Origin of the sequence: Proteus genomosp. 6, from assembly GCF_040139785.1 — a bacterium.
In the GTDB taxonomy this organism is placed as follows: Bacteria; Pseudomonadota; Gammaproteobacteria; order Enterobacterales; family Enterobacteriaceae; genus Proteus.
Genome location: NZ_JBEEVJ010000002.1, coordinates 278,282 through 297,467 on the forward strand (window position 1 = coordinate 278,282; position 19,186 = coordinate 297,467).

At 40.7% G+C, this 19,186-nt stretch carries 17 protein-coding genes; 2 read left to right on the plus strand and 15 right to left on the minus strand.

Annotation, left to right across the window (positions count from 1 at the left end):
• Positions 1 to 102 precede the first annotated feature (102 nt).
• Entirely contained in the window at positions 103 to 750 is a 648-nt protein-coding gene (locus ABN212_RS03790; protein WP_349442900.1) for a CPBP family intramembrane glutamic endopeptidase, read from the plus strand.
• A gap of 608 nt (positions 751 to 1,358) precedes the next feature.
• Positions 1,359 to 2,324 carry a helix-turn-helix domain-containing protein gene (locus ABN212_RS03795; protein ID WP_196532881.1) on the plus strand — a complete coding sequence of 322 codons (966 nt, stop codon included), beginning with the start codon at positions 1,359 to 1,361 and terminating at the stop codon, positions 2,322 to 2,324.
• A gap of 142 nt (positions 2,325 to 2,466) precedes the next feature.
• On the opposite strand, the gene ABN212_RS03800 is transcribed toward ABN212_RS03795, so the two are convergent.
• From ABN212_RS03800 to ABN212_RS03870, 15 genes are all read right to left on the minus strand, one after another.
• Positions 2,467 to 2,751 (minus strand): ferredoxin family protein, encoded by a 285-nt coding sequence (locus tag ABN212_RS03800; protein ID WP_198626447.1) that lies wholly within the window; start codon positions 2,749 to 2,751, stop codon positions 2,467 to 2,469.
• A complete protein-coding gene (locus tag ABN212_RS03805; RefSeq protein ID WP_198620534.1) occupies positions 2,748 to 4,034 on the minus strand; it encodes an FAD-dependent oxidoreductase in 1,287 nt (428 codons plus the stop codon). The genes ABN212_RS03800 and ABN212_RS03805 overlap by 4 nt, the downstream gene beginning before the upstream one ends.
• Before the next feature lie 63 nt (positions 4,035 to 4,097).
• A complete protein-coding gene (locus tag ABN212_RS03810) occupies positions 4,098 to 5,039 on the minus strand; it encodes an FAD-binding protein (protein ID WP_349442901.1) in 942 nt (313 codons plus the stop codon).
• 11 nt (positions 5,040 to 5,050) lie between these two features.
• On the minus strand, positions 5,051 to 5,827 hold the full coding sequence (fixA, locus tag ABN212_RS03815; RefSeq protein ID WP_198620536.1) for a putative electron transfer flavoprotein FixA: 777 nt from the start codon (positions 5,825 to 5,827) through the stop codon (positions 5,051 to 5,053).
• 53 nt (positions 5,828 to 5,880) lie between these two features.
• On the minus strand, positions 5,881 to 7,020 hold the full coding sequence (locus tag ABN212_RS03820; RefSeq protein ID WP_088494521.1) for an acyl-CoA dehydrogenase family protein: 1,140 nt from the start codon (positions 7,018 to 7,020) through the stop codon (positions 5,881 to 5,883).
• A 95-nt stretch (positions 7,021 to 7,115) separates the two neighbouring features.
• Positions 7,116 to 8,435: a GntP family permease gene (locus tag ABN212_RS03825; protein WP_109373297.1), complete on the minus strand. Its 1,320-nt coding sequence runs from the start codon at positions 8,433 to 8,435 to the stop codon at positions 7,116 to 7,118.
• 80 nt (positions 8,436 to 8,515) lie between these two features.
• Complete coding sequence (locus ABN212_RS03830) at positions 8,516 to 9,649, minus strand: 2-hydroxyacyl-CoA dehydratase subunit D (protein ID WP_349442902.1); 1,134 nt, start codon at positions 9,647 to 9,649, stop codon at positions 8,516 to 8,518.
• Complete coding sequence (locus ABN212_RS03835; RefSeq protein ID WP_069369783.1) at positions 9,649 to 10,890, minus strand: 2-hydroxyacyl-CoA dehydratase subunit D; 1,242 nt, start codon at positions 10,888 to 10,890, stop codon at positions 9,649 to 9,651. Before ABN212_RS03835 ends, ABN212_RS03830 begins: the two co-directional genes overlap by 1 nt.
• On the minus strand, positions 10,887 to 11,714 hold the full coding sequence (locus tag ABN212_RS03840) for an acyl-CoA dehydratase activase (RefSeq protein ID WP_151436161.1): 828 nt from the start codon (positions 11,712 to 11,714) through the stop codon (positions 10,887 to 10,889). Before ABN212_RS03840 ends, ABN212_RS03835 begins: the two co-directional genes overlap by 4 nt.
• A 36-nt stretch (positions 11,715 to 11,750) precedes the next feature.
• Positions 11,751 to 12,986: a CaiB/BaiF CoA transferase family protein gene (locus ABN212_RS03845; RefSeq protein WP_098941845.1), complete on the minus strand. Its 1,236-nt coding sequence runs from the start codon at positions 12,984 to 12,986 to the stop codon at positions 11,751 to 11,753.
• A 66-nt stretch (positions 12,987 to 13,052) separates the two neighbouring features.
• Positions 13,053 to 14,690, minus strand: a complete 1,638-nt coding sequence (locus ABN212_RS03850; protein WP_198620539.1) for an AMP-binding protein — start codon at positions 14,688 to 14,690, stop codon at positions 13,053 to 13,055.
• Between the two features lie 496 nt (positions 14,691 to 15,186).
• Positions 15,187 to 16,518: an MFS transporter gene (locus ABN212_RS03855; RefSeq protein WP_198626451.1), complete on the minus strand. Its 1,332-nt coding sequence runs from the start codon at positions 16,516 to 16,518 to the stop codon at positions 15,187 to 15,189.
• A gap of 87 nt (positions 16,519 to 16,605) precedes the next feature.
• On the minus strand, positions 16,606 to 16,893 hold the full coding sequence (gene fixX, locus ABN212_RS03860) for a ferredoxin-like protein FixX (protein WP_023582978.1): 288 nt from the start codon (positions 16,891 to 16,893) through the stop codon (positions 16,606 to 16,608).
• Positions 16,890 to 18,182, minus strand: coding sequence for an FAD-dependent oxidoreductase FixC (gene fixC / locus ABN212_RS03865; RefSeq protein WP_198620541.1), 1,293 nt, complete (start codon positions 18,180 to 18,182; stop codon positions 16,890 to 16,892). The genes fixX and fixC overlap by 4 nt, the downstream gene beginning before the upstream one ends.
• A gap of 57 nt (positions 18,183 to 18,239) precedes the next feature.
• A complete protein-coding gene (locus ABN212_RS03870; RefSeq protein WP_198632563.1) occupies positions 18,240 to 19,178 on the minus strand; it encodes an FAD-binding protein in 939 nt (312 codons plus the stop codon).
• Between the last annotated feature and the right edge of the window lie 8 nt (positions 19,179 to 19,186).

Here is a 19,186-nt window from a genome sequence, read left to right on the forward strand (position 1 = left end):
ATAAGTTATTTATATTTATTACATTAACACAAAAATTATTTTTATCATGCATAATAAATAAAACAAATTACTTATCTTATTACCCCTCAAAGACAAACATAAATGGAATTTCCCAAAGATCGAGTTTACCATTCAGTCATCTGCGTACTTGCCTTTATAGGCTACTTCTTTTCCTCTTTTAGCCTATTGCTAACGCCTTCATCTGTTGCACTATTTCAATCAACTTATATCATCTCATTGGTGAGCTTTTTTATTTACCTTCCCTACTGCCTAATTATTTGGTTTGCCTATCAAAAACACATTACATTAATGCCATTAGGCCGGCTTCAATGGCGAACATTAAAAGCCCCTGTCTTAACATTACTGGGATTATTATTTATCGGCATGTTTTTAGGTTTTGACGATGATTCATGGATAGCCGAAGTTGAACCCATTACAGGATTTGCTTTCTTCCTGTTTGCCCTTGCTGCTATGTTTATTGCTCTGATTACTGAAGAGATCATTTTTAGAGGTTTTCTATTAAATGCAGGCATGTGGTATGGCAATACAGGAAAATGGATAGCGATTATTCTTTCTTCACTGCTATTTTCAACTATGCACTATCAATATGAATCAATCACTACATTTATTCTTATTTTTATTGTGGGAGTTATCTTTTGTTTAGTAAGAATAGGATTTCGTTTATTAATCGCACCTATTGCCCTACACTGCATCAATAATTCAATCACTATTCTTTTCTTAATGATATAGCATTTTTATTTAATAAAACTCTCTTTGATATGGAAAAATGGTTATTATTAATAACTAATATAATAATATTTAAAGAGTTTTATTATTTTTAGCTAAATATTTTTATAATAAAAAAATATTTATTATCTATAATTATCTTACTAACGCATCTTAAAAACAAATTACATTATTAACCATAAAAAATCATCTTATTAACAAGCCATTATTTAAATTACATAAAATCCATATTAACTCACACTCTGAAAAGAATGAAATAAATAAGATATTAATAAGAATCACTCTTAATCTATTTATGAGATCTCTCTCTAAAGATAGGAAATTAACTTAGGATTAATAGCATAGAAATGCTAGCATAAAAAATGCTATAAATTAATTCTATAATTTACATGATGTTAGTTTAAATAAATTAAAAACTTTTAAATATATTGTCTTCAATTTATTAACAAGAAAGATAATGAATATCTCTGTTAATAATTATTTAAACTTACTATTCTAATTTTAAAATTAAAGTTATAAAAACATTATTCTATTTCAACCTGGTTTAAGTCGTTTTTATACTAGATTGATAGCAACACAACAAAAATACTTTCAATAAAAGTGGGCGTACTATGAAAAGCATGTTTACGACTCGGGAGCTCCCTGACGTAGATCGGTTTTCCGTATTCAGGGATACAATAAAAGACCGCTTTTTATCGTCTTATGAATGCAATGAAGTCGAATTGCCTCCTCATTCTCGATTTTATGCCAACATTGTCGAGCAGAAGGTGACAAATATTCGCTTTATTCAGCTAGAGTCTAATGGTCACTGGGCGAGTAGCCGTCCTTTAACTCATAAACTTAGCTTGGAAGAGCATTTTCAAATTGAGATACAGCGTTCAGGAACTAGCCATCTTACTCAAGATGGAAGAACCGCATTTCTACGGCAAGGAGACTTTTGTATTTTTGATATGGCAAGACCCGTATCATGGTCTTTTGATAACGATTACTCATTATTTAAAATTTTGATCCCAAGGGAAAAACTAGCATCACGTTTAGGTAATACCCAAAATCTTACTGCAAGAGCAATACGAGGCAATAGCATTACAGGCTCCCTCGTTTATAGCTTTGTGATGCGCTATATTCCGTTCTTAGATTCAATGCCACCACAACATGCACAACAACTTGCCGATATTTTATTGAATTTAATTACGTCTGCTTTCAGTGAATACAGTATTGCAACTCCACCTCAAAGCTTAGGAAGATCAACACTGTTTTATTTTGCCCAGCACTATTTAGAGCAACATATTTCCGATCCAGATTTAAGTGTTAATCAATGTGCAAATGCTTGTGGGATCTCCGTGCGCTATTTACAGATGTTATTTAAAGAACAAAATACCTCTGTACTTCGTTGGATCTACCAAAAACGCCTTGAGAATTATAAAGCGGCTTTAGTTAATCCTCTCTTGGCAGAGAAAAATATTACACAATTAGCTTATGAATGCGGATTTAGCGATATTTCTAATTTAAGTCGAAAATTTAAATCCGAATTTTTTATGACGCCTTCAGAATATCGAAAAATACATTCGTTAAGATAAGTTTTAAAACAGGGTTATAGAGCATATAAAAATCATTTCAAGCATTATGATCCATATATGAATCAATATGTACTCAGAATGCTCATTCCCCCTCTAGTTAAAATTTTGGAGGTTATGTTAGAGGGGGATTGGTGTTGTTACATTAACCGTAACGAAATTCAATGCCTAAAGTGCCACATGGATATTCCCATTTCTTTAAAATTGTTTCACCACATAAAACACGGCAAGTTCCGCACTCTAAACAGCCCGCGTAATCAAAAAGGTATTGTCCTTTTTCATCTTTCTTATATAACCCAGCAGGGCAGGCTTTCATTAAGATGTCAAATTGTACAGGATCGATATCATCCTTTAACACAATATGTGGATTTTCTTCATCCACATTAAATTTATTGGCGCCTAATTTAACGTCTACGTTGACTTGACTCATAAAGAACGTACCCCCTTAAACCCATCTTTAATTAAGTTCATCACACCCACTTTCTTAACTTGAGACAGTATTTTCTTACGCACAGGTTTTTCTGGACCATTAATCACAAATAAGTCGTGCATCACGTTCGCAGCCATTTGCGGGTAATCCGTAAAGAATCTTGTATTATCGAGGAAAGAAGGCAAGTCTTTGTATAACTTCATATCTTTCATCACAAAGCTGTCATTTAATAAAGATTGGTAGCAACTTAATTCTTTTTGGCTATAACTGTTTTGCTCTTTCGCCATTAATACCGCTTTTGCAGCCGCTTCACCTGAAGCAATCGCTAAATCCATTCCTCTTACGGTATAGCCGACATTAAGGCAAAAACCTGCGGCATCTCCCGCCACTAATACGCCATCTTTGACTAATTCAGATACCATATTCATGCCACCCTCTGGCACCATATGCGCTGAATATTCTAATAATTTGCCGTCTTTGATAAGTGGTGCAACAACAGGGTGCTGTTTAAAATCTTCTAATAATTGAGGAACCGTTTTTTCGAATTTATCGACATTATGTAGCCCTAAAACAAGGCCTAAAGAAACGGTATTTTTATTGGTATATAAGAATCCGCCACCTAAATATCCACCTGATGGTGCGCCAGCAAAAAGCCAAGCTAAGCCTTCATCATTAGTACAACCAAATCGGTCTTCCATTTGTTGTGGCGTGAATTCCAATAACTCTTTAACCCCTACCGCCACAGTGTGAGGATTAATTTTTTGTGTCATACCTAATTGTTTTGCTAATAATGAATTAACACCATCAGCGAGGATAACCACATGGGCTTCAATTTCATCATCACCCGCTTTTACACCACACACCTTGCCTTCTTTCACCAACACTTCATCAACGCGAACACCCGTGATCACTTGTGCGCCAGCGTTTTCTGCTTTTTCCATTAACCATTGGTCAAATGAAGAACGTAATACGGTATAAGAGCGTGCAGCTTCCTCTTCTTGTTGCGTGTGTTGATAATCTAAAGTCACACCATCTGTTTCCGTGAGCATGGAAATTTTTTCACGCGTCACAAGGCGTTCAACAGGTGCTTCTTGGGCAAAATTGGGAATGATTTTTTCAAGGCTGTGCGCGTATAAACGTCCACCTGTCATATTTTTACTGCCAGCGAAATTACCTCGCTCTACAACTAAAACATCACACCCTGCTTGTGCTAATACATAGGCAGCAGTACCACCAGCAAGTCCACCACCCACAATAATGGCGTCAAAAATATCGTCTGACATACTTTCCTATCCTTTTATTATGTGTGGTCGCTTAGCAAATTATCACTAAGCGACCTACGGTGATTAGCCGCCAAGCTTCGCGGTTAATGCAGGTAACACTTTGTAGAGGTCGCCAACAATACCGTAATCCACCATATTGAAAATTGGGGCATTTTTATCTTTGTTGATAGCAACAATGACTTTTGCTCTATCCACACCCACCATATGCTGAATTTGCCCTGAAATACCGACAGCAACATAAACATCCGCACCTAAAGTCACGCCTGAAACACCAATGTAGCGGTCATGTTCCATCCAGCCTTCACCCTCAGCAATCGGACGTGAACAGCCCACTTCGCCTTGAAGGGCTTTCGCTAATGCCTCCGCAAGTGCAATATCATCCGCCTTACCAAAACCGCGTCCGACACCCACAACACAATGCGCTTTACCTAAATCAACGGTACTGCCATGTTTTGGCTTACGCGCTAATACTTTTAATGTATGTGCAGGGGCGATAAAGGCACTTTGCACCACTTGTGCATTGGGTGCGTCTTTGATGGCTTCCACATCTAATGCACTACCGACAGTCGCAATGGCATAAGGTGAGCAAATTTCTGCTTTAGCATGCGCTAAACCACCATAGACTTGGTGTGTAGCAATCACAGTATTGTTTTCAATAGCAATACTTAATGCATCACTGACAACACCAGCGTTTAAAGTCACACCAAGACGAGCCGCAATCGCTTTTGCTCGTTTTGATGAAGCAAGTAGAACCAATGCATTCGCACCCGCTTCTTTAATAATTGCGGCAAAAGAGGCCGCATAATCTTCAGCAATCACACCCTCTTGAGGTGCAAAGCAGTACACACAATCAGCGCCTAAGTTGACACATTCACGCGTACTTTCATCATCACCAATAAACAGCACATTAACCTTTTCACCAAGACCACGAGCAAACGCAATCAGCTTTGCTAAATCATCCGCTTTTTCGGCATAAACAAAGGTAGTAGGTAGTAAACTAGCCATTTTTAATCTCCTTATTGATTAACCGCTTGGCGTAAATGTTCAGCAAAAGTGGCAATATTTTCATCTGAATCACCTTCTAAAATAATACCAAGGCGATCAGATTGCTCTGGCGCACAAACTTGTGTTTGCACAACAGTCAGAGAAGAAATATCAACACCGATATCTCCTAACCCCAGCTTTTCAACTGGTTTTTTATTCGCCGCTAAAATGGCTTTCATTGAAGGGAGTTTTGGTGTGTTAATACTTGAAGTGACACACACAATGGCAGGTAATGTCAGTTCAAGTTCTTCAGTAATATTTTCTAAATCACGTTCAACAATGATTTTGTCGCCTTCAACGGTGATTTTGTTTACAGCGTTCACACAAGGTAAACCTAAATATTCACCAACGGCTAAACCCGTTTGTTGAGCGTATAAATCACCTGAACCTTCGCCGAAAATGAGCAAGTCAAACCCCACTTTTTTTGCTGCTTGCGCAATAATATTGGCAGTATCTGTTGAATAAAGCGCGCTACATGCATCATCAGCAACCAGCGTTAATGCATCTGGGCCACGCGATAAAATATCTTTTTTGATTTTCGCGTTTTCAACCATTGCACTTGTACCCACACTTAATGCAGTTACAGTGCTATCACCAAGGGTAGAGGCTATTTCTACTGCGGTTTCAATTGCATTCAAGTCATACAAACTAATTTTTAAACCCGCATTATCGGTTGCGAGTGTACGATCAGGCCGTGTTGTGATGTCTTGTTCGTCATGAACAACCTTACAGCAGGCAATAAGTTTCATAATTCACATTCTCCGTTTTGCACAATGCAACAAATTAATAAGCTCAAATCTCATTACGCTAAAATATGCTTAGCGATGACCATACGTTGCACTTCACTTGTGCCTTCAAAAATCTCAGTAAGTTTTGCTTCACGCATCAAACGTTCAACAGGATAGGATTTGGTGTAACCCATACCGCCATGTAATTGAACGGCTTTTTGAGTTACATAAGTGGCAGCTTCTGCTGCATAAAGTTTGGCTTGAGCTGATTCACGAGTGTAAGGAAGACCTGCCATTTTGGCGGCAGCGGCGCGATAAACTAGCATACGTGCGCAATCCACACGCGTTGCCATATCCACTAATACCCATTGAATACCTTGATTAGCCGCAATAGGTTTACCAAATTGAATACGTTCTTTGGTGTAAGCAATAGTGGCATCTAAGGCACTTTGTGCGATCCCTAATGCCAATGCAGAACAACTTAAACGCCCGCCATCTAAGGTTTCCATCGCGATATTAAAGCCTTTGCCTTCTTCGCCTAACATAGCGCTGGCTGAAACAACACAATCACTGAAGCTCACAGAGCAGGTTTCAGAGCCGTTCATACCCATTTTGTCTTCAGGTAAACCAATGCTAATACCAGGGTTATCACGCTCAACTAAGAATGCGGTGATCCCTTTTACGCCTTTGCTTTTATCGGTCATAGCAAACACGATAAAGAAAGCACCTTGAGGCGCCGCAGTGATCCACAATTTAGAGCCATTAATCACATAGTTATCGCCTTGGCGAACCGCTGTTGTTTCCTGAGCCGCAGCATCACAACCCGCACTAGGCTCTGACAAACAGAAGCACCCTAATTTTTCGCCAGAAACCACACCTGGTAAAATGCGTGCTTTAGTTTCTTCATCAGCATATTTTTGAATAATTGGTCCTGTTAAAGAACATTGTGATCCCATGATCATGGCGTGAGAGGCACTCACTTTCGCCATCTCTTCTGTGGCTAATACATAGCTAATAGCATCTGCTTCTGTACCACCATAAGCTTCATCAATGTTGAAACCAAAGAGTCCCAATTCAGCCATCGGTGCAACACTCTCACTAGGAAAGCGATGTTCTTTATCAATAGCACCCGCAATTGGTTTAATGTCGTTTTCAACGAACTCTCTGACCATATCGCGGATCAGGACTTGTTCTTCTGTTAGCTGAAAATCCATGTTTATCTTCCTCTGAGAATATTGATGGTTATCTCTATGGCGTGCGATTTCACGTTTGTCGTCTTATCGCACGCATTAATGGGTTAACGTTATTTCTACATCGTTGCTATTGATGCAGGTAAAAAGGTGTACAGCAGCAACATAAACATCATGGCTAACAGTGGGATAGCGAGGGTTAATGTCCCCACTGGCCCATAGCCCTCTTTATGGCTGACACCACAGACGCTAAAGACAGTAATAATCAATCCGTTAAATGGCGGTGTTGTACTCATAGATGCCATTGTGGCAACACGGTGTAATGAACCTTGATCAACCACGGTTGCAGGGAACATCGCAGCAATCATTGGCATGGCGATACTTAACGCACCAGAGCCTGAACCACTGATAAACACTAGCGCACCGACTGAAATTGCAGTCACAACAAGTGGATTAAGACCCGATTGAGCAATCGCTTGGAATGATTCTTTGAAGGCAGGTAACGTCATGACTAACGCACCAAATCCAACAATAACCGCCGTGTTAAAGAGGGAGGTCACCCCTTCCATCGTCCCTGCGGCTAAATTAGGTATGAGTTTTTTCCAATCTAGATAGCGTAAGTACACAATCAAGGCAGCAATAATGGCGCAGAACAGTGCAATAGCGGGATCCCATTTCAGGATATTCAGCACGACAAGCAGAATAAGCATCGGCAGTAATGCAACGAGCACATTCGGTAATTGGCGATCTTTTTTACCCTCTTCTGCTTTCGCCGTTTTTTCATCTTCAACCCAACCTTCACCTTTCGCTTTTACGCGCTTAAAGAGCCAAGTGAGATAAATAATCACTAAGGTGACTTGGAACAATGCTGTCAACATACCTGGTACTAAACCCGCAGTTGCTGACGTGCCTAGAAATTTCATTGGGATAAGGTTTTGGATCTGAGGCGATCCCGGCATGATCATCACAAACGTACCCGCACCTGCAAAATAGACAGCCGGAATAAGTCTGCGAGGAAGATTCGCTTTACGGAATAAACTCACCATCATTGAATAGACGGTAAACAGTGCAACAAACACTGACACACCGCCGTAGGCTAAAATGGCACAAGCCGCCACTAATGATGGAATAACGGCTCTTTCACCAAATTTACCAATAATAAAAGAGGCAACACTATCAGCAGCGCCACTGATAGCGGTTAATTTGCCAAAAATCGCACCTAGTACGAAAATGAAGAAGAAGCTGCCAAAATAGCCACCTAATCCGCCGGTATACACTTGTAATAGTGCATCGACAGGATTAAGCATATCTGGTGATACAAGCCATGCAGTCACAGCAAGAAATAGGCTGGTGGTAAAGACAGAAATAAAAATATGTATGCCTTTCATACACATAATCATTAATATCGCTAGCCCGATGATTAAACAAATAATACCCATGATTGCCCCACTTATATGTGTTAGGGTTCAATTGACCTGCGTAAATCACGCAGGTCTTTTGTGACTATTAATTAACGTTGTTAAGCAGAAAGCACATCTGCAAAAGTTTGCAGTGCTGTTCTTGCCTGTTCATATGTTTTAGTTTGCTGATCGATTTCGATAATGATGGAAGGAATGCCTTCTCTATCGAGGAATTTCTTCACAATAGGGGCATCAAATTCTTCAGGATCACAGAACTTCGTCAGTAAATAGACGACACCATCGGCGCCTGTGTTTTTCACCATATCGGCAATTAAACGACCGCGTTTTTTCTCTGGATCATACAAAAGTGAACACCCTTCAAGATGGGCTATTTGCTCAGCCATCGCTTCATAAGGTGCTTTGTTTTCAGGAATATCTTGGCGAAACTGACGAGACTCATGCGCGACTTCATCCGCCACAATCGCCATTTTGTTGTCAGCCAAAATTTGTAGAATAGAAGGGCTATCCGCAATAATGCCTGTTACAACAATCTTGTGTCCTTTCCAAGGTTCTGGAGACAAGGTTTTGCATTGTGCAACAATGGTTTCAACGGCTTTTGTATGCTCAACGACATCCATAAAATAACCACTTTTGATCACAGTGTTACGACGTTGTGGTGTGACCAAGTTTGGATGAAGTGCCGCGATATCTGAAAACTCGCGTAATGCGCGACGGCGCTGATTAAACAGATGGATGGCATTTTTCAGTGCATCGTCTGTTACCGCTTGACCTGAAATCTCCCCTAATTGCAGTGCAATTTTCTTATATTGTTCAGTTAAGAATGCAATACCTGCTGGCGTTTTACGGTTCTGTGGATGAACCAATTGAATGAAAGGAACTTGTGGTACACCAGATTTCCAGTTTTGCCCTAAGCATTTTAAGGTGTCACAAAGAGAAGGAATTAAGGCCGCAGACAATTTATTTAATGCCCCATCTAATCCCATCTCAAGAGAAGAAAGCACTAGTGCACAATAGAAAGGAGGAAAATATTTCTTCGCTTCTGAGATCTCACGGCCTTCTGCACCCCAAATACCAAAAGGCACCATACCTGCGGCATAGACAATTTCATTCGGCGTATATTCAGGAAAACAGCCAACAACCTTTTTGCCACTACGAATAAACCCATCTAATTGAGCAACAGGGTTATCAACCACGGCTTGTAACTCATCAAACAACTCCGCTAATGTTTTCATTAGATGTCCCCCTTTTTCATTTCTGCTTTGTTAGCAGCCATAATTTCAGTCAATGCTTCAACACGGGTGACATACTGCGCTTCAGAGAAAACTCGAGGATCAGCTTGGTCGCCATCAAAAGTCACTGTTGGGATCTTAAGTTCATGACGAATACGGCGCTCAATTTCAGGCATAATGCCACTCCAGAGCTTGCAACTACGGTTAACGTGAATAATCGCACCATCAACTTTATTCTGACGGCTCACGTTAATACGCATATCAGCAGCACGTTCAACAGAGACACAGTTAGGAACGTAGGAGTAAGCACGCATCATTTCGTCACTATTTTGATAAATCACACCAAATGCGGTGGCGTAAACAGTGGCAGTTACGTTGATACCTTGCTCTTTTAACGGAGTAGATGTGGCACGCAAGTAAGGCCAGCAGGCAATACCTTCAAAGAGAACTCGGTATTTTTCTTCACCGCGGTAAGTCGATTTTTTCTCTTTGATATTTTGTTCCATCTCTTCACACAGTTGCTCAAAAGCCAGTGCGGCTTCTAATTTACCGCGAGCACAAACAGCAACAGCCATGTGATTAAAGAGATCAAAACCATTCATTGGCGAAGGTTCATATTGGCAATATTCCGCCGCTTTTAACCATGCACGTCCTGTACGCTGCGAAATTTCACAGACTTCTTTAAATTTCTCTTCTGAGAACACTTTGCCTGTGACTTTTTCGAGTTGTTTGATGGCATCATCAAATTGCGCTTGAACATATTTCACCGTTACATCATCGGTGTCATAGTCATTTTTATAAGGAATATCGATAAGGATCATCGGGATATTCAGCTCATAAGCGATATTTTCATACCATTTGATCATGCAGTTACAGATATTGTTACAGCACAGCAAGAAATCAGGCTGTGGCATATCCATCTCTTCACACTGCTTAATATCCATGTAAGAAAGGCTAATGCGTGCATAAGCACAGATATCATTGGAATAACCCATGCTTTCTGCGTGCTCACACATTTTTAAACCCGCACCTTTTGCGGCAATCGCAGCGGCTTGGTTTTCAGGATAAACCACACATAAACCCAGTGTTTCAGCGATTTCTTGCGGGAAGTTTGAGGCGCACCACCCTATTTTTTCACCGCTGTTTTTGGCATCCCACGCACGCTGATAAGCATCAGCGGCAATTTTTTGCAGTCGTTTTTTCGCAGGAATATAATCCGGCGCATTCATATCTACATTGCTCATTTTGATGTTCCTATTGTTAACGCATCGTCTTCCAGTTGATGGCGGTACGCTTCAAAGGCATAAATGGCGGCACCTATCGCCCCGTTATATTGTGATAATGGTGAGGTGGCGATAGGCGCGTTCAGCTCTTCGCTAACATAACGAACAACTTCAAAATTACTGGCAACACCGCCTGTCATGACAACAGGGGCTTCAACACCGACTCGTTTTGCAAGACCTGCAATACGGCTAGCCACAGAGCGGTGAATACCATTAATGACGTCGGGTATTGTTTCGTTATTCGCGAGATGAGAAATAACTTCCGATTCAGAGAACACGGTACAGGTGGAGCTAATCGTGACTTTCTTCGTGGACTTAGCGCCCTCTTGAGCGAGATCGGAAATCTTGGTTTCTAATACTCGCGACATCACATCTAAAAAGCGTCCTGTACCCGCAGCGCACTTGTCATTCATCACAAAGTTCAATAAACGGCCTGCACCATCCATATGAAGTGCTTTAACGTCTTGACCGCCGATATCAATCACTGTTTTCACACCCGGAAAAAGAAAGTGCGCACCTTTCGCATGGCAGCTAAGTTCACTCACTTCTTTGTTGGCTTCTTTCAAAGAATTACGGCCATAGCCTGTTGCGCAAATCCAGCTGATCTGACTGAGATCGCCGCCAAATTGACGCAATACTTCATTGATCGCTTTTTCAGGTCCAGATGTACCAGCGCCAACAGATGCCAATGATTTCGCGACAATCGCGTCACCATTTTTCATGATGATGCATTTCGAGGCTGACGATCCGATATCAACGCCCATTGTGAAAATGTCTTGTTGCATGCCTTTGCTCTCCTGAAAATTAAAAAAGTAAGTGGATTATTCTTTCCACGTCATCACGTCTTTATTGGCTTCAAGGTTTGCTATCTCTTCAGCGCTATACCCTAATTCAGCTAATACAGACGGTGTGTCTTCACCTAACAAAGGGCCACGGCGATATTCAGGTAAACCACTTTCTAAGAAATCAATCGGTGGACGAACTAAGGCTTTTTCACTGCCATTTTTATATTTCATGTTGTAGAAGGTGTTGATTGCCCAAGCTTGTTTATCTTCCAACACTTCTTCCCAAGTTTGCGCAATGCTGAATGGGATATCGTTTTTGGTGAAAATATCTGCCCACTCTGACGCTGTTTTTTGCTCAACTTGCTGCCAAATCAGGTCATATAATTCTGGGGAGCGATTATTTTTCGCCACTTCTTGTAGACGTGTATAACGGGCGTCTTCTGCTAAATCTGGGCGACCAATACAGGAAATAAAGGTTGGGTAATAAGCATCGTAAACAGGCATACAGACTTGAATAAAACGATCATCTTTCGTTTTATAAGCCAAAATAAATGGGCTGGTGGTATTGCGGCGATCGATAGGATAAGGCTGACCATAATCTGGGTATTGTGCCGCTTGGATCATGATGGCTTGAGTGTAAATAGAAGTATGCAACAAGTTAGTTGAAACATACTCGCCTTGACCGATATTTTGAGCACGAATATAAGCAGCTAACACACCTGAAACCAAACCTAATGCACACTGGTGATCGCCAAGGCCAGGGATCACGTTCATAGGTACTGTGCCTTTTTGGTACAGAGAGCCTAAAATACCGCCACGCGCAAAGAATGCTGTGTAGTCAAATCCTGGTAAGTCTTTATCTGGGCCTTCATCGCCATAACCCGTCACGCTGGCGTAAACTAATTTTGGAAAGCGCTGTTTTAACGTTTCATAATCTAAACCCGCACGCTCTCTTGCTCCAGGACGCCAGTTAGTTAAGAAAATGTCTGCTTTTTCTAACAGTTCAAACAGGATTTTTTTCCCTGCTTCTGTTTTGGTATTTAACACAATCCCACGTTTATTGGCGTTTTCTAAATCAAAACTGGTGTTTTCATGTTGATCTAATGGGCGGCCTTCTGTTGGTGCTGTATAGCGTAAGTTATCACCACTTGGAGATTCGATTTTGATTACGTTCGCACCCATATCAGCTAAAATACGACCCGCTGCCGGTACCGCGATAAAGGTCGCCAACTCAACTACGGTGACGCCTTCCAGTGCTTTATGACTTGTCATTTCTTCTCCTAATTATTTTTAGACTTCATACTGCTGTTGTCAGAATGTGGATAAATCCGTTGTCACTTAACTCGCTACTTTGTTTTTTTCATCCTTGATTGAAACGCTATAACCCAGTTGCAATTTCAGCGCTTGCACATCAATTTTTCCGCAAGGGGTATGAGGAAATTCTGTAAAGAAATGGAGTTCTTTGGGGATTTTGTAGCGAGCCAGTCGCTCTTGTAGAAATTCACGTAATTCACTTTCACCAATGCTGTGGCCTTTTTGCACACAAATGGTGGCAATCACTTCTTCACCTAAATCAGCAGACGGAATGCCAAATGCTTTTGTCGCATCAACACCAGCATATTCAGCAATAGCTTCTTCTATTTCACAAAGGCTGATATTTTCACCACCGCGCACCACAATCTCTTTCATGCGATAGGCATAGTGATAATTTCCTTGTTCATCGATACAGCCGATATCACCCGTGTGTAACCAACCCTCTTCGTCTAACGCTTCTTTAGTTTTATCAGGGGCATTGTCATAGCCCATCATCACATGGAAGCCACGCGTACAAATTTCACCTAAAATACCTACTGGCACAGATTTACCTGTTTTCGGATTGATAATTTTCATTTCAACAAAAGGTAAAGGCTTACCAATAGATCCACGTTTTATTGTTAAAGGATCGTTAGGTAATGTTTGGGTACAACAAGGTGAGGCTTCTGTTTGACCATAAGAGACGGTGATGCCTTTCATGCCGAGGATATTTTCGATGTCATCGATTAATGCGGGAGGAAAACTCGCTCCTGCAATAATGCCTTTATCAAGACTAGATAAATCATAGTGAGAAAATTGCTCATGCTTCATTAAGCGACTAAAAATTGTCGGAACGCCATGCATAATAGTGCAACGATAGTCTTGAACGACTTTTAAAACATCTTCAGCACAGTAGTTATCTAACAGAACTAATTGGCATCCTGTTGTTAATGCAAAAAAGAGGCAGGAAGAGAGTCCAAAGCAGTGGAACAGAGGAACCGCAAGACAAATTACATCGTCATGAGTCACACCTAAGCGCTGTGCTGATAACATGGCGTTATTGATGACATTATATTGGCTTAACATGACACCTTTAGGCATCGCTGTACTGCCAGAGGTCATTTGAATAGTCAGCAAATCTTTTGCACTAACTTGTTCAACAGCATGCTGATAAACAGCGTCGGATACGTGTATTGCTTTTTCTTTTAATTGAGATAAAGAGACACTTTTTTCTGCATGTTCATTTCCCATGCTAATAAATAATTGAGGTAATACATCGTTATTTTCGGATGCTTTTTTAGAAAGACAATTAATAACCTCAATAAAATGATTGCTTTTAAAACCATCAGAAAAACAGAGCGCTTTAATTCCAGTTAATCGACATAAATCTAATAACTCTCTTTTTTTAAAATGAAAGTTAATACAAACGACGGGCACACCAATTTGAGCGGCGGCAAGAAAACAGATTATCCATTCCACACTATTAGCAGACCAAATACCTAAACGATCCCCCTTTTTTAAACCAATAGATAAAAAACCACGGGCAACTTGATCCACTTCTTGTTGTAATTGTTGCCAAGTGAGTGTTTTTTTACTTTGATTCTCAATCAAGGCTATTTGTGAAGAATATTGCTTCACTACACTGTTTAGACATTCTTTAACTGTCGTTTCTAATAAGGTCATAAATACCTACTCAACCGCTTCTTTGCTGGTGTTTACGTCTGTAATGACCTTATTCTGAGTAGGGGAAATTATTCATTCTTGGTAAATAACGAACTGTTTTTCGTCATTTGAATAGTACGAGTGAGATTTGTGATTGGCGTCTAGATTTAGCGAGTTAAATATATTTACTAATTAAAGATTAATTAATTGGAATGAAATAGATTTGAAACTGATGCGTTATAAATGTGTTATTATTAAAAATAAAAAAGAGAGCTATTTTATTTAAATAAAGAAAATAAAATCACTCTCTTTTTAATAAAACTATACTCTACTTATTTTAAGTTATAAATAAATCTTATCAATAAATAAAAGATGTAATTTAAATTAAAATAATAAACAATTATTAACTTTTATAACATGTTAATAAAATATTTCCAGAAAGCTTAATAAATAATATCTTTTAGTTTTATCAGAAAAAATAATGAAATTCATTGGGTTTTAATTTTGGGCAAATCAGCTAAATATGTTTTTTACCTCGTTTCATCGGCATGGTTGAAGTCTGATTAAGCGTTAATCCTTTAGTTTCTGGTGCAAACAAGACTGAAATTATCATACCAAACAGTGAAATTGCGGCTCCCACCAGCATGGTGGTGTTAATGCCATAAGTGGCAATAAAGGCAGGAAGAGCACACGTTGAGATAACTGTACCAATACGGCTTATTGACATAATGATGCCCACTGCTGATGCCCGAATATCTGTCGGAAACAATTCGTTAGGATAGAGCCATTGTAAAATTCCGGGGCCACCAGAAAAGAACGCGTAAGTCGCAAAGGCTAAGATAACAAATAAGATAGGTAGATCAGGAAAAACGCCGAGCACTAATAATGCCAACGTCATCATGGCAAAACTACCAATTAATAACGGACGTCGCCCTGTTTGGTTTAACCAAAACATGGCAGGAATACAACCAAACATAAAGAATAGACTAATGACTACATTACCCAGCGCCGCACTCCTTCCCGCATCCCATCCTAATAAACCGACAATTTGAGGCCCAAAGGTATAAATGGCAAACATCGGGATCACTTGGCAAGTCCAAATCACTGCAACAAAGAGCACGAAAGAAAAGTGACGCTTATTAAATAACTCGATAAAACGTGTTGTTTTGGCATCTTCCGCTTCAAAAACCACAGGCTCACCAAAGAGCTTGATCATCATTTCATTGCACTCTTGAATACGCCCTTTACGTATTAACCAAAGGGGTGATTCAGGGAGATCAAAACGACCAATTAAAATAATAACGCAAGGAATAAAGGCACTACCAAGCATCCAACGCCAACCATCCTCAATATCATATAAAAGATAACCGACCAAATTGGCGCAAGTCGCCCCGATATACCACATAGCGGCAATAAATCCGACCGCAAAAGCGCGTTGTTTTTTATTGGAAAATTCGGTGATCATTGACGTTGCGATAGGATAGTCAGCACCAATCACAATCCCAATAAGGAATCGCATCACCAACAAACCCACTGGGGTTGAAACAAACATCGTCGCGATAGAAATAATGGCAATAGCCACAATATCCACAAGGAACATTTTACGGCGACCCACTTTGTCACAAATATAACCAAAGAGTGATGTGCCAATAAAAAGCCCTGCTAATGTCGCTGCACCAAGCAGACCAATCCATCGTGTATCAAGTTGTAATAACGGTGTGAGTTGCTCTAATGCCACACCGATAATCACTAATACATAGCCGTCAAGAAAAGGGCCGCCACTGCCCCATAACATCACTCGACGATGCACAGAGGTAAAACGAATATCATCAAAGTTTCTGGGTTGCATGACTGCGTCCTGGTATTTTTTCTAAATAAAACAAAGAAAGAAAAGCTCCCAGGCCGGAGACAGCACTGGGAGAAAAGTAGCGAGCCGTCATCCGTAACGATATTCCACGCCAAATGTACCGCGTGGATATTCCCATTTTTCAAGCGCACTGTCTAAACCGAGAATTCGACAAGTTCCACATTCTAAACAACCAGCATAATCAAAACTGATAGTGCCATCTTCTTGTTTTTTATAAAGACCCGCAGGGCAGGCTTTAACTAAGGTTTCTAGCACCTGCATATCAGGTTGCTCTTTGACGACGATATGTGGATTTTCCTCATCGACATTAAATTTATTGATGCCTAATTTGACATCGACATTTACGGGAGAACTCATATTGCTTTTGCTCCTTTGATCCCATCTTTGATTAGGTTCATCCAGCCGACCTTTTTGGTATGACGCATTAGGGTTTTACGCATAGGTACTGGCGCTTCACCCGTAACAGTAAAGAGATCTTTGGCAATACCAACGACCATTTCAGGATAAGCGGTGAACATACGAGGGTTATCAAGTAAATCAGGCATACGCTGATAAGCTTTCATATCGCGTAAAGGACCATCTTCTAAATGCTTGAGATATTCATTTAGCGTTTGTTTGCTAAAATCATTTTTCTCCATTGCCGATAGCACGGTTTTTGCAGCAGCTTCGCCGGAGGCCATCGCTAAATCCATGCCACGAATAGTAAAGCCAAGGTTCATACACATCCCTGCTGCATCACCAGCAATCAATACGCCATCACGTACTAATTCGTGTTGCATTCTTAACCCAGCTTCAGGAACAACGTGCGCACCGTATTCCACCATTTTTCCGCCTTCAATCAGCGGTGCGACAACGGGATGCTGTTTAAAATCTTCTAGCATTTGTGGTACCGACTTTTTAGCGTCTTTAATATGGTGAAGCCCACACACCAGACCTAAAGAAAGCGTGGTTTTATTGGTATATAAAAAACCGCCCCCCATTAATCCATCGGTGGGCGAACCCGCAAATAACCAAGCTGCACCTTCATTATCTTTTAGGTTGAAGCGGTCTTTAATCACACTTTCAGGGAGTTCGATAATCTCTTTTACGCCTACCGCCACATTTTCGGCCGCAACACGTTTGGTCATGCCTAGTTGTTCAGCCAAGATGGAATTCACACCATCAGCAAGGATCACTGCTTTGGCTTCTAACACATCACCATCGGCTTCAACGCCAACAATTTTGCCATCACGCTCGACTAACTTATCAACACGAATGCCTGTGATACATTGCGCACCCGCGTTTTCGGCTTGCTCCATTAGCCATTGGTCAAACTCACCCCGTAATACAGACCAAGAGGCCGTTTTTGGGTTATTCCCTTCAGCATTTTGGTAATCAATCGTCATTGCGCCTGTTTGCGTCATAAATGACAATTTTTCATGAGTGATCACGCGTTCAACAGGCGCTTCTTGCGCAAACTCAGGAATGATGCGCTCAAGGGTATGTGCATACATACGACCACCGGTTACATTTTTCCCGCCAGCGTAGTTACCTCTTTCTATTAGCAATACTTGTGCGCCTTCTCTTGCTAAAACAAGAGCCGCCACAGATCCTGCTAATCCTGCGCCAACAATAATGGCATCGAAAATATCTTCGGAATCGGACATAACATCTCCAGAATTTGCGATAAACAGCAGAGAAGTTCCCTTCCCTGCTTAAATAAATCAGTTAGATAATTGACGAGTTAATGCAGGTAGAACCTTCATTAAGTCACCGACAATACCGTAGTCAGCGAATTGGAAGATAGGTGCATTTTTGTCTTTATTAATAGCAACAATGATTTGAGCGCCATTAGCGCCGACCATATGTTGAATTTGCCCTGAAATACCCGCAGCTAAATAGAGTTCAGGTTTCAGCATCAGATTGGAAATACCGACATAACGCTCGTGTTCCATCCACTTCTCATTTTCAGCAACAGGACGAGAACAGGCGATTTCAGCACCAATGGCTTTAGCGAGTTCTTCTGCAATAGCGATATTTTCTTTGCTGCCGATACCGCGACCCACGCTGACAACAAAACGTGCTTTGTCTAAATCAACGGCATTGATTGCGCGTGGTTGAACTGAATTGCGAACGATGGTTTGAGCTGGGGCAATCCATGCGACTTTTTGTGCATCACCTGTAGCGTCAGTTTCGGGTGCAACATCAAAAGCACCCACGCTTGCAGTTACAACACAGTAAGGGGTTTTCAGGGTTTCATCACCAAAGGCAAGACCACCGTAAACCATATGTTTTGTCACAAGAGAATCACCGTCTGCTTTTAAAGATTGTGCATCATTAGACACAACCGCCTCTAAACGATGACCTAAGCGAGCGGCTAATAATTTGCCACGGCGCGTGTTAGGCAGTAGCACTAAACCTGTATCGCCTTTCTGTTTGATGGTTTCAACCATGCTTTGTGCATAGTCTTCAATAATGCGATCGTCAGGTTTGCCTTCTAATTGGAAAACGGCTGTTGCACCTAATTTAAAGGCAGCAACGCTTTGCTCATCATTCAATGTAAATACATTGATAGATTGTCCTAATGAAGAAGCGCCACCCATTAATTCTGGTAAACGGGAAAGTGCATCACTAAATACCCAAACAGTTGAAAACTGGCTCATAACTCCCC